8 protein-coding genes and 1 pseudogene are annotated in these 12626 nt (G+C 64.4%); 4 read left to right on the top strand and 5 right to left on the bottom strand.

Annotation, left to right across the window (positions count from 1 at the left end; all coding sequences use genetic code 11):
- Positions 1-98 precede the first annotated feature (98 nt).
- Both KK141_RS21110 and KK141_RS21105 read left to right on the top strand, forming a co-directional pair.
- Complete coding sequence (locus KK141_RS21110; protein WP_214572994.1) at positions 99-464, top strand: hypothetical protein; 366 nt, start codon at positions 99-101, stop codon at positions 462-464.
- Positions 465-617: 153 nt separating this feature from the next.
- Entirely contained in the window at positions 618-1391 is a 774-nt protein-coding gene (locus KK141_RS21105; RefSeq protein WP_214572993.1) for an SDR family oxidoreductase, read from the top strand.
- A gap of 72 nt (positions 1392-1463) precedes the next feature.
- Here the strand turns inward: KK141_RS21105 and KK141_RS21100 are convergent, their stop codons facing one another.
- Entirely contained in the window at positions 1464-3569 is a 2106-nt protein-coding gene (locus KK141_RS21100; RefSeq protein WP_214572992.1) for an FAD-dependent oxidoreductase, read from the bottom strand.
- Between the two features lie 37 nt (positions 3570-3606).
- Entirely contained in the window at positions 3607-5382 is a 1776-nt protein-coding gene (locus KK141_RS21095) for a thiamine pyrophosphate-dependent enzyme (RefSeq protein WP_214572991.1), read from the bottom strand.
- Positions 5383-6042: 660 nt separating this feature from the next.
- On the opposite strand from KK141_RS21095, the gene KK141_RS21090 reads away from it, so the two are divergent.
- Positions 6043-7383: an ATP-binding protein gene (locus KK141_RS21090; RefSeq protein WP_214572990.1), complete on the top strand. Its 1341-nt coding sequence runs from the start codon at positions 6043-6045 to the stop codon at positions 7381-7383.
- Between the two features lie 6 nt (positions 7384-7389).
- On the opposite strand, the gene KK141_RS21085 is transcribed toward KK141_RS21090, so the two are convergent.
- Positions 7390-9693, bottom strand: a complete 2304-nt coding sequence (locus KK141_RS21085) for a two-component regulator propeller domain-containing protein (protein WP_214587353.1) — start codon at positions 9691-9693, stop codon at positions 7390-7392.
- A 617-nt stretch (positions 9694-10310) separates the two neighbouring features.
- Between KK141_RS21085 and KK141_RS21080 the strand changes: the two genes are divergently transcribed.
- A complete protein-coding gene (locus KK141_RS21080; RefSeq protein ID WP_345777623.1) occupies positions 10311-11942 on the top strand; it encodes a recombinase family protein in 1632 nt (543 codons plus the stop codon).
- 102 nt (positions 11943-12044) lie between these two features.
- On the opposite strand, the pseudogene KK141_RS21075 reads toward KK141_RS21080, so the two are convergent.
- Both KK141_RS21075 and KK141_RS21070 read right to left on the bottom strand, forming a co-directional pair.
- Positions 12045-12275 (bottom strand): annotated as a pseudogene (locus KK141_RS21075) (IS3 family transposase); the annotation flags it as partial.
- A gap of 156 nt (positions 12276-12431) precedes the next feature.
- Positions 12432-12626, bottom strand: a 195-nt coding sequence (locus tag KK141_RS21070) for a hypothetical protein (RefSeq protein WP_214587352.1), incomplete at its 5' end; no start/stop codon positions are given.

Below are 12626 nucleotides of genomic sequence, written 5' to 3'. Positions count from 1 at the left end.
CGACCATCCTTCTTTCAGCACAAAAAAAGCGCGGGCCGGTAGGGCTGCAACCCCGACCGGCCCGCTGACCACAACCAACTCCTATAGGAAAGTCGATCATGGCTAGCAAGGATCATACGGCAGATATCTACACCATCCCCTCCGCGGACGATTTGCGTATTAACACCGCGACTAATCCCCTAGGTCGCCCGATTTATCTCACTGACGAGGTCGAAGATTCTCAAGAACGTTTGCTTACCCGCCTGGCCGGCATACATATGGCGGTGAATGTGATCAATGATTTGCTCGCCAACAGCGATGCCTTCCGCGAGCGCCAAGCCAGTGGACAGCCGAATGCACCCGGTGAATGGCCGTTGCCGCCGACCTATGTGGAAGGCTTGTTCGTCGCCGTGCGCTTTCTTAGCGAATACGCCGAGTCGCTGAGCCTCGGTGCGCTTTCCGAAACTCGTATCGACGACGTCTGACGACAGGTGCGATCCATCGAGTGACTCGGTGGATCGTCCTGTTCCTATAAGGATTAGTCTGAATTTCTGGATGATCCATCCCGCCGCAGCGGGATGATCCGCGGCAGGCCGCTGCCTAGACTCGTCTCACCCTCACCTCTCAGGAGACAAGTCATGGCAGATCATTCCATCAAGGGCAAAACCGTGCTGATCGCCGGCGGCGCCAAGAACCTGGGCGGCCTGATCGCACGCGATCTGGCCCAGCACGGTGCCAAGGCCGTGGTCGTCCACTACAACAGCGCCGCCACCAAGGCCGCCGCGGACGAGACCGTGGCCGCCGTGAAAGCCACGGGTGCGCAGGCGGTGGCGATCCAGGCCGATCTCACCCGCGCCGCCGCGGTGGAAAAGCTGTTCGCCGAGGCGGTCGCCGCGGTCGGCCGGCCGGATATCGCCATCAATACCGTGGGCAAGGTGCTGAAGAAGCCGCTGGTGGAGATCACCGAGGCGGAATACGACGAGATGTCCGCAGTGAATGCCAAGACGGCGTTCTTCTTCCTCAAGGAAGCCGGCCGCCACGTCAACGACAACGGCAAGGTGGTCACCCTGGTCACTTCGCTGCTCGGTGCCTTCACTCCGTTCTATGCGTCCTACGCCGGTACCAAGGCGCCGGTGGAACACTTCACCCGTGCGGCGGCCAAGGAGTTCGGCGAGCGCGGCATCTCGGTCACGGCCGTGGGTCCGGGGCCGATGGATACGCCGTTCTTCTATCCGGCCGAAGGCGCGGATGCGGTGGCCTATCACAAAGGGGCCGCGGCGCTGTCGCCGTTCTCCAAGACGGGCCTTACGGATATCCAGGACGTGGTGCCGTTCATCCGTCATCTGGTGAGCGAAGGCTGGTGGATTACCGGCCAGACCATCCTGATCAACGGCGGCTATACCACCAAGTAATCCCCCGCCGTCCTGCCCATAAGAGAAAGCCCCGCATCGCGGGGCTTTCTCGTACAACATGCAGGCGATCCCTTACACGGGCTCGGACTCCTCCGATTGCCGCGTCGGGTCGATATTACGCAGGAACTTCTCGACGTCGTCGGCATTGCCGACCACCGACTCTTCCGGACAGATAAACGGATAGGCCTTGTTGTCGATGATCGGCTCGATGCCGAAGAAATCGTTCAAGACCGATTCCGAGGTGCAGTAGGCGCCCTCCACCCAGGCCTGGTCGTTGGAATAAGCCTCGCCGACGATGAAGATGTCGGCATCGGCGCCCTTGATCAGCTGCGAGGGCTTGCGGATCTTCCGTTGCACGTCGCCGATGTCGTAGTGCGGCGCCCATTCGTGATAGCCGGCATTGAACGGCGGCAGCGCCCAGTCCATGTAGGCCGATTCCAGCGGCTCCGGCACGGCGGTGTAGTCCGTGTTCGGGCCGAAGTGCAGCTCGGCCAGCATCTTGCGCAGCATCTTCACCATGCGCGCGGGCACCTTGCGCGGCCCCTCCAGGGGCTGGGTGTCCGACGAGCTGGGGATCTCGCGCAGGCGCTTGGGCCCCAGTTCCAGCTCGTGCCAGAACGCGGTGTTGTCCTCGTCGTCATAGCTGGCCAGGATGCCGTAGACCGGCTTCTTCTTCGGCGTGGTCGCGTTGTTGCCGAAGTACACCACCATGCGGATCGGCGAATTGGTGACGCTGGGCCCGATGGTGTCGTTGCGCGACGCCGCGGTGAGCTGCTTGACCTGCTGAATGGTCAAGGCCTGCTCGGTGATGTTCTCGATCGCCTTCACCATGTCCCCGGCCGACTCGTACGGAACCTCGATCATCGTCGCCATCGCCTTCAACGCGGCGGCGGGGAATTTCTGCGCGCGCAGCCCGGCGATGGTGTCGGGGGTAATGGTGTAGCCGACCACCATGGCCGGATACGGCGCCGGATTGTCGATGTCGGGCGACCACCACGGCTGGTCGAAGAACATGCCGATCTTGTACGAGGGCTGCATGATGGTCGCTTCGAGATAGAGGCTCACCTTCTCGTGATTGAGCACGTCCACCTCGCCCTTGGCCGGCGCGCGGAAACGCGTGGCCTGCGCCACCAGGTCGATCGCGGCGCGCGGCATCGCCATCCACGCGGCATCGGCCTCGCCCCCGCCCACGGGGAGATTGGGATCGGCACGCAGCGCGGTGGTGTAAACCGCCTTGCCGGACTTCGACAGGATCGAATGCAGGCGCGTGTCGGGGTGGTAGCGGAAGTCGATGCCCTTGGCCTTGGCCAGCTTCAGGATCTCCTCGAACAGCGCATTGAACATGCCCGAGTAGCCGATCGACAGCGTGCGGTACTGGCTGCCCGGGGTGAACTCGTTGTTGATATTGAACGACACGCCGGCATGCGTGTTGATCACATTGGAACTGTAGCCGTTGCCGTCGGCCGCGTAGTCGTAGCCTTCCGAACCGAGCTGATCGTAAAGCAGGTTCCAGTAGCCGATATCCTTCAGGTAATCGCCCTGCTGGAACACGCTGGCCTCCGGCAGCTTCGCCGTGATACGCCCGTGCTGATAGAACGAGCACCAGTCGCGGCGGGTGAAATCGGCCCATGGCTTGGTGGTCGCCAGGTCCTGCACGATGGTGAAGCCCTGGTCGGGCGTGGTGGACGCGCCGAAGTTGTTCACCGCATACGGCGCCGGCGTATTCGAGGTGATGCCGTTCAGATAGAAATTGCGCGAGCGCAGATAGAACAGCTGGTTATTGGTGACATTGAACGGCACCGAATACTTGTCCAGCCCCAGCAGCGAAATCACCGCGGTGACCACGCGGTGGCCCGGCGCCAGGCCGTTGTTCGGATCCGGGAACTCCTTGGTCGGAATCCGGTTCCAGTGCGAATAGCGCATGCCGCCGAGTTCGACGTAGGAGTTGGTCTTGTCGTTGTTGTAATGCCAGGTGCAGACGCGCGCGCCCGCGGCGCGGGTGCCCGGATGGCGCTTGGTGAAGTCGTAGCGGCCCCAGTCGTGCAGCGCCAGGATGTCGCCCTTCTTCAGCTGCTTGGCATTGAACTTGGCTTGTTTGGATTGGCCGCTGAGCAACCGCCAGGCCGTGTAGAGGCCGGCGGCGCCGGCCCCGAAGATCGCATAGGTCTTCTGTGTCATGGTTCTGTAGCTCCCTGTATGAGAGTGGCTGGCAGCATTACTCGCTGCCGAGGCGGTACATCTGGCCGGGCAGATCCTTTTGCGGAATGACGACTTCGACGAGCACAGGCTTGTTCTTGATCTTGGCGATGCGCGGCAGCGCCGCATTGAGTTCGTCCACCGTGGTCACGCGGATGCCTTCCGCGCCGAAGGCCTGGGCCAGGGCGAGGTAGTCCCACTTGGGCAGGATGTCGAAGGCATCGAACTTGTGCTTCGGGCCGGGCTTGAACGCGGACATGTCCACGTAGACCTGCTCGATCGCATAGACCTGGTTGCTCATCACGAAGATCACCGCGTTGAGCTGGTTGCGCGCCAGCGTGGACAGCGACTGGCAGACCATCATGAAGCCGCCGTCGCCGGCCACGGTCCAGGCGCGCTTGCCGCTGCCCAGCTGGGCGCCGGAGGCCGCGCCGGTCTCGAAACCGATGCACTGCCACGCCGCCGAGGCGATAAAGCTGCCCTGCGACAGGCCATAGCAGTTGGTGGCCACGTACATGGCGGAACTCACGCCGTAAGTCATCACGATGTCCTTCAGCAGGTTCTTGTCCTGCAGGAATTTCATCGTGTTCGCGAAGAAGCGGTTGTAGGTGATGATCTGCGGATCGACGTCGTAGACCGGGTCGGAGTTGGCCGCCCACGGGTTGGGATACTTCGGCTGCGGCGGCGCCTTGGCCTTGATCGGGTAAGCCTTGCTCGCGACGAAGCGCGCCAGCAGTGCTTCCATGAAGTCCTGCATGGTGACGTCGCCGTACTTGAAATAGCCGGCGCGCACGCCGTCGGTGTCGGCCAGCACCATGCTTCCGTACTTGCTCTCGATGAAGGCGAGGTAGTCGTCGGTGATGATGGCGCCCAGGGTCAGCACGCAGTCCGAGGCCATTACGATCTCGCGCACTGCCTCGATCGAGGCCGCATCCGAGTAAGTGCCGATGAACTTGTCGCCCTGCTCGTCCAGCACCGCCTTGCCCAGGCTGGTGGTGGTGTAGAGAAGGCCGCTGGCGTCGATGATCTTCTGCAGCAGGCCGGAGAGCCCGAAACGCAGCACCTCGACACCGGCGAAGATCAGCGGCTGCTTGGCCTGGGTGATCTGCATCCAGGCCTGGTCCACCGCATTGCGCAGCGCCAGCTCGGGGCTGCGCGTGACGCGCGGCTTGAGCGGCGTGGCCGGCGGGCGCGCGCAGGGCTGGCCCCACACCTCTTTGTAGCAGGCGATGTAGACGGGGCGCTTCTGGGTGATCGCCTCGACCAGCAGCTCGTCGATCTGTTCGGCCGCGCCCACGTTGGTGCTGAGCGTGATCGCCTTGACGGTCACGTACTCGTAAATGGCGCGGTCCGAATTGAGGTCGCCGGTGGAGTGGTGGAACAGCACGTCGTACATGTCGGTGATGTCGCGCATGTCGGCGCCGGGCGTGGCGCTGATCACCACGATCGGGCTGCGCTCGACCCAGGCGCCGGCAATCGCGTTGAGCGCGCTATAGGTGCTGACGCCGAATTGCAGCGACACGGCGGCCAGGCCGCGGGTGCGCGCATAGGCGTCGGCGGCGTAGGCCGCATCCAGTTCGTTGATGGCGCCGATTGCGGTGACGCCGTCGAAGTATTCCAGCGCCTGGGTGAAGTGCTTGACGTAGTCGCCGGGTATCTGGAAGACCTCGGTGACCTGCAATTGCTTGAGCCGCGTCAACAGATAATCGGCCACGGTAAAGGTGGCGGTCGAGATCGACGCCGGTGCCGTGCTGATCGAACGGGACTTATTGGTGGTGCTGCTGCTGTCTGCCATGACGATTCCCCCTGTCTGAAGAATGGAGGCGCGCGACACGAGCCGGCCGGGCCGTGCGCCGCTTCCGTCGTTACCGCAAAGAAAGAAAATGAAATGTCCGCCGGTTAACGCATGCGTGCCGGGGCGAGTGCATTGCACCGCCTCGCGGATGGATGGAACTATTCCGTGTTGCCCCATTCGGCATGGCTGCGCAGAACGGTCGTTGCGACCCGCGCAGGAATACGCAAAGCGGCTGCCCGCAGGCGAACGATGTCTTTCATAGAGCGCTCCCTGGACCGATCTGTCGGTCCGCCCCACTACGCTTTAGAAGTGATGTGCTCCAGCCAACGTCGACGCATGGACGGGCGAGCTGGCTGGACTCCCCGAGGTGCCTCAAGACCACCACAGCACGGGGGCGACAGCCGCATGTGGACGCCGTGAATACCTACGGACGCCGGCATGCTTTTGTTGCGGAAATCGTGGATTCAGCCCCCTGAAAACGCCCGGAGACTACAACGCTCGGGTGTGAAGCCGATGTCACGGATAAAGTGCGAAGCTGGGCTTGCGCAGCGAGCGCCCTACAATGCGTGCCCGGCACAAGGCAGCGGCGCGAATCGGTGCGCCTGATCCTTGTGTCCGCCGTGGCATCCCCGCCCCATTCCACCTGTCGACACGGTCGCCATGTCCACCGAAGCCTCCTCGAATCCGCTGCAGTCCTTCACGCATCGGCGGCCGCTGCCCTTCCCTACCGCCGAACCGCGCAGCGACCGGATGCTGCAGGCGATTCTCGCCGCGGTCGGCACGGTGGCCTCGATCGCCGCCATCGCGACGCAGCGCGGTACCGATGCCGCGCAACCCCAGGATGCGTGGACCGCCATGGCCATCGGCGCCTACGCATGGGCCTGCTTCGCGCTGGCACGCGCCGGCTATTACCGCGGCTCGGCCAGCCTCACGGTGATCGGCAGCCTGCTGCTGATCGGCATCAACTACGCCGTCTACGGACTGCAGGCCCAGCCGGACCTGCTGATGATCCACCTGCTGCCGCTGCTGCTGGCCGGCCTGCTGCTGGGCCGCGCCGCGGTGTGGTGGGTGGCGCTGGGCAGCGTGCTGTCGGTGCTGCTGGGTGCGTGGAGCGACCTGCATGGCGCGACGAATGCCGTGGCCGGCGCGGAAACCTGGTCCAGCCTGTTTCTGTCCGGCATGAACTTCCTGGTGCTGGCGACCATCCTGGATCGCCTGATCCTTTCCTCGCAGCGCGCCATCGCGCGCAGCCACGAACTGGATGCCGCCTACCGCGAACTGCAGCGCACCATGGACGAGAAGGACCAGGCCTATGCGCGGCTGCTGGAATCGCAGCGCATGGAAGCGATCGGCCGCCTGTCGACCGGCGTGGCCCACGACTTCAACCATATCCTCAGCGTGATCCTGGGCCTGGTCGCTTCGCCCGCCTCCAACGGCGGGCCGGACATGGCGCTGTCGCGCATCGAGCGCGCGGCCCGGCGCGGCACCATCCTCACCCGCCGCCTGCTCAGCTTCAGCCGTCCGCAGAGCCGCGACATGGCGGTGTTCGACCTGGGCGAGGCGATCGACGAAATGTCGGCGCTGATCGCCGCGATGTTCCATCCGCGCATCAAGGTGGAATTCGATATCTCCGCCGGCGATCTGCTGGTGCGGGCCGATCGCGACGAACTGGAACTGGCCCTGCTGAACCTGGCCAGCAATGCCTCCGACGCCATGCCGCAGGGCGGCCATTTCAGCGTCTCGGCCCACGTCGACGGCACGCATGCGCTGATCCGCATCGAGGACGGCGGCGTCGGCATGGCGCCCGACGTGCTCGCGCATGCGTCCACGCCGTTCTTCACCACCAAGCCGCGCGGCGAAGGCACCGGCATCGGGCTCAGCATCGTGCACCGCTTCGTGGCCGACTGCGGCGGCAGCATCGCCATGGACAGCCAGCCCGGCCGCGGCACGCGCATCGAGATACGGCTGCCGCCGACCGGCGGCGAGACGGCGGAAGCCTGAAAGCCGCTACGAGCGCAGGCGCCGCCAGGCCGAAGCGCCGATCCCGTCCGAACGGCCGCCGGCGACCAGCACCAGCAGGCCGAGCAAGGTGATCAGGGTCCAGATCCACGGCCGCTGATACCAGGGCTGCGGATGCACGATGGTCAGCACCGCCGGTGCCGACACCCACGGCCCACCCACCACGCGCGCCTGCACCTCGAGCTGGTGCACGCCCCACGGCACCACCGGATACAGCAGGCTGCGGCTCTGCCCGGCATCGACCCAGTCGCGATCCACGCCAGCCAGGCGGAAGCGGAACAGGGTTTCCTGCGGGCGCCCGAGATTGACCGCGGTGTAGCGAATTTCCAGGTTGCGCGAGAACGGCGGCAGCACCAGCTGCGGACCGGAAAGATCCAGCGCATGGCCGTTCACCGCCGCGTATTCCACGTGCGAGGTGGGCGGCGCGGGATCGGTGCCCGGCACCTTGGCCGGATCGAGCACGCCGAAGCCCGACACCAGGGAAAACCACAGCCGCCCCTGCCCGTCGCGATAACAGGCGACGGAACCGCCGCCGTTGATTTCGGCGGGGATCAGGCCGTCGCGCTCGGCGAAACGCACCGACTCGATCGAAGCGCCCGCCTGCCCCGGCGACGGCAATACCGTCACGCCGAGATTGCCCGCCAGCCACAGGCGCCCGCGCCCGTCGTCCTCGATGCAGGACACGGTGTCGTCGAACAGGCCGTTGCTGCGGTCGTAGTACTGGATGCGGCCGTCCTTGATGCGGTTGAGTCCGCCGCCGTAGGTGCCGATCCACAAGCTGCCGCTGGCGTCCTCGTGCAGCGCGCGCGCAAAGCGCGAGGACAGCCCGTCGTCCACCGTCCAATGCTCGGCGACCTGCCCGCCCTGCAATCGCCACGCGCCATGATCGCCCACGAACCAGTAGCCGCCACGCAGCGCCTTGCTCACGCTGCCGATGCGCATGCCGCGCAGGGCGTCGATGGATTGGCGGCGGACGATGCGTCCGCCGGCATCGATGTCGAGCGCGAACGTCGAGCCACCGGTGGAGACCAGATAAGCACCGTCGCCGCGCTGCCACACATTGACCGGCTCCTTGCTCGGCCAGGTGTCGACCCGCCGCACCGCGCCGTTGTCGAGCAGGCCGAGGTCTCCGTTCGCCGTGCCGATCCACAGGCGGCCCTGGCGATCCAGCAGCAGGCTGAAGACGCAGGAGCTGCTGAGCGCCGGCTGCATCGGCACCGCACGCGCGCGGCCGTCGGCATCCCAATGAAAGAGACCGCCACAGGCGGAACCCAGCCATAGCCCGCCCTCGCCATCGGCGGCAATCGCACGGCCAGCCATCGCGGTACCCAGCCTGCGTTCGCCCACCAGCCCGAACAGCGGCGCACGCACCTTGAGCAAGCCGTTATGCCCACTGCCGGCCCACAGATTGCCCTCGTTGTCCCAGGTGAGATTGGCCACGCCCGGCACCGACAGCTCGGGCGCTTCCTGCCATCCCCCACGCCCGTCCTGCGCCAGCACGCCCCCCGTGGCCTGCGCCACCCACCAGCGCCCGTCCGGCGCCTGCGCCGCATCCCTGGGCTGCGCCACGCCCAGCGCCAGCCAGCGCTGCATGGCCGGCGTATAGCGGTAAAGCTCGGTCTCCGTGCCGACCAGCAAGCTGTCGCCATCCAGTCGCAGCAGCCACACCGTGCGGTCGTTCGCCGGCAAGGCGATGTTCCGAAACGCATCGCCGTCGACCCTATGCAAGCCGTTATTGCCACCGACAAACAACGTCCCCGCCCGATCCATCGCCAGCTGGTTGTCGCCCACCGGACTCGAATGCTCGCTCCAGCGCACCTCCCCGCTGACCGGATCGAGCTTCAACAACCCCGCATTGGTAGCCGCCCAGATCGCACCATCCCCTCCCTGCAGCATCGCGTTGACCTGGCAGCTCGCGGCGCATACCGGCAGATGCCGGAAGCCGGAGCGGCCGCGGATGCTCAATCCGGCGTCTTCCGTCCCGATCCACAGATTTCCATCGCGGCTTTCGAGCAGCGAGGTGATGCGATCGCTGGCAGGAGCGTCGATGCGTCCCGATCCCGAACGCGAGCGGCCATGAAAGATAGTGAAGGTGGTGCCATCGAAACGGGCCAGACCGCCAAAGGTGCCAACCCACAGATAACCGTCGCGGGCCTGGACGATGGCATTCACATGCGACTGCGGGAGACCGTCGTCGCCGCTGTAGAGGCGGATGCCCACGCGGTAGTCGAAGGCCGGGTTTGCTCTGACCGTAGCGCTGATTCCGAGCAAAGCGCAGACGAGCAGCAGCATGGAGCAGCAGCGGCTGTGAAGCGTCCGGTGGCGGGCGCTGACGGTCTTGTTCGATGTGGAGCCGCTGGGGGAGTGAATGTCGGTCACGTACGCGGCTCGGGGCCACTCGCTCGGGGTGAAATTGCTGAGGATGGCGTGGTGGCTCGGGGTATGGCCGTCCAGGCGAAGGGGCGATCTTGTAGCTGATCTCGGGTAAAGGAAAGGGCTTTTGATTTGCCAACAGTGAGCGGTGGGGCCAGCACCGGCCCCTCACCCCAACCCTCTCCCCGGCGGGGAGAGGGAGATGACGGGCGGGGCGAAAATCGAACGAAGAGCATGCGGCGCAGCCGCGGCGTTCCGCTTGTGCGCTTTTGCTCTTGATCTTCAGGGTCCCCTTGGCGCCGGCGGTGAGGGCTGGACGAAAAGGCCCCGCAGGGGGCGGGGACACGATGTCCCCGCCTTTTTGATCAGGGCAAGGATGCCCTGTCAAAAAGCCCGGCCAGCCCTCACGGACCCTCAGCAGCTGCGCTGCTGAGGGCGCCAAGCAGGGTGCCCTTTCTTCTTGGTTACTTCTTCTTTGGGCAGCCATATGAGATTCCATATAGACTTCGCAGTCTACTCAGGGATCGATGCTTCACGTGGATACAAACATCAAGGTCTATAGCTACTTACGCTTCAGTGACGCTCGACAATCCACCGGCAGTAGTGCCGATCGCCAGACCGAGTATGCGGCTACCTGGGCCAAGAGCCGACAGTTGCAGCTCGATGCATCGCTCTCCCTCCGTGACGAAGGATTGAGCGCCTACCACCAGCGCCATGTGAAACAAGGAGCCCTGGGCACCTTCCTCAGCGCCGTGGACGAGGGCCGGATTGCCGCGGGGTCCGTGCTGGTCGTGGAAGGCCTGGATCGACTGAGCCGCGCCGAACCTCTCCTAGCCCAGACACAGCTCGCCCAGATCATCCATGCCGGCATCACCGTGGTGACTGCCAGCGATGGCAGGGAGTACAACCGGGAACGACTGAAGGCTAATCCCATGGAGCTGATCCACAGCTTGCTGGTGATGATTCGGGCCTATGAGGAAAGCGATACCAAGAGCAAGCGGGTCAAAGCCGCCATTCGACGTCAGTGCGAGCGGTGGTTGGACGGCGCTTACCGCAGTCGCATTCGCAATGGCAAGGATCCCCAATGGCTGGCGTGGCATTCGGATGGCTGGAAGCTCATCCCGGAACGGGTCGAAGCCGTCCGCATGGCCATCGACTTGTTTCGGGCCGGGCATGGTCCGCTGGCCATCGTGGATCGGCTCAATGCCGCCGGGCTGTCCATCTCAGCTAAGGGGAGCCGGGCAACCCATCTCTATAAGCTATTTCGTCTGCCCGCCCTGCGTGGTACGAAAACCCTGTCGGTCGATGGCGTCGATTACACCCTGTCCGACTACTACCCCGCCCTGCTGAGTCCAGAGGCGTTCGACGAACTGCAGGGCCAAATCCGACAGCGGGGCCGGCGCAAGGGCAAAGGCGAATTGCCGGGGATCATCACCGGCCTGCGCCTTACTCAGTGCGGGTATTGCGGGTCGGCCATGGTGGCTCAGAACCTCATGAGCCGGAAAAAAGACGATGACGGCCGGCTCCATGACACCTACCGTCGCCTGTCATGCGGCTCAGGGCAGGCCTATCGCCGTTGTCCTGTGGGCGGCAGCACGAGCATTGCCCCGATCGAACGGGCGCTGTTGGACTTCTGTTCGGACCAGATCAACCTGGATGCCCTGCTGGATCGCGGCGCCGTCGATCCGCCTGCTCGCCAGAAACTCGCCGTCGCCAAGGCACGCGTTGCCGACGTGGAGACGCAGCTCAAGCGCCTGACCGATGCACTGCTGCAAGACGACGGGGCAGCGCCAGCGATCATTCTTCGTAAGGTCCGCGAACTGGAGAATGAAGGCGAGCGGCTGCGGCACGAGATGGCGGACGCCGACGCGGAATGGGCAGCCGTATCTCGGAAGGCGCCGACGACCGCCGACGCTTGGCGTGAACTAGTGATTGGCGTGAAGAGCCAGGATTACGATGCGCGGCTGAAAGCACGGCAACTCGTGGCCGACACCTTCGCCCGTATCGTCGTGTACCGAGTGGGAGTTGAGCCCGACGAGCCAGCCGGCCCTGCGCTAGATCTGGTCCTAATACCGCATGGCGGTCACCCTCGGGTGCTTCGCATTCACCGCAAGACGGGGCAGTGGCTTGGCGCAGAAGAGGTCAGCACTCAAGCCTTAGCCTGCTGATCAACATATAGATATGTTGCGCGAACAGCCTCAGACGGAGTCACTCAATACCTACGGCGAGAGGACAAACCTCATTTGGTCAAACTTAGGGCAGGATCGGTGGTGCAGCCGCTCGACGCGCTTGTAGTTCACCACAAGTCCTTCCTGCCGAAGCTTCAGGTAGATCATGCCGACGCCACACCGTCGCTGGCGCTGCGCCAAGCCGACGATGCGATCGCGAAGCGCCACGTTGCGATCGGAGCGACCTTGATAGCGATAGGCGCTTGCGCTCATGCCGACTATGGCTAGTGCTCGACGTTCGCTAGGTTCGTTGCCCACCATGTAGCGCACGAGCTCGGTTGTGGGAACGCAGCGAGTCGCCGGGGTCATTGTCGACGACGAAGACTATGCGCAGATCACTACCGGCATGACGAAATGTTCGAACTTTGAGCATGACAAGGCGTCGATGGGGTGTCGCGGTGCCCGATCCGGATGAACTGCTTGCCGACATCACGGTGCTAGAAACATGGCGCGCGCGTTTTGAGAAGCGCAGCGGTGAAATTGCCAAAAGCAAAGCAGACCGGTCGCTACTTCGGCGCCCTCAGTGGCCGCAGCACCGTGGTACGCCCCCGATTCCGTAGACACCTGATAGTGTCTATTGAGGATCGGAGGATCTATGACCAGCAAACGTTTCACCGACGAGTT

The sequence above is a fragment of the Dyella sp. LX-66 genome (assembly GCF_018599165.1).
In the GTDB taxonomy this organism is placed as follows: Bacteria; Pseudomonadota; Gammaproteobacteria; order Xanthomonadales; family Rhodanobacteraceae; genus Dyella_D; species Dyella_D marensis.
This window is presented reverse-complemented; position numbering and strand designations above follow the sequence as displayed.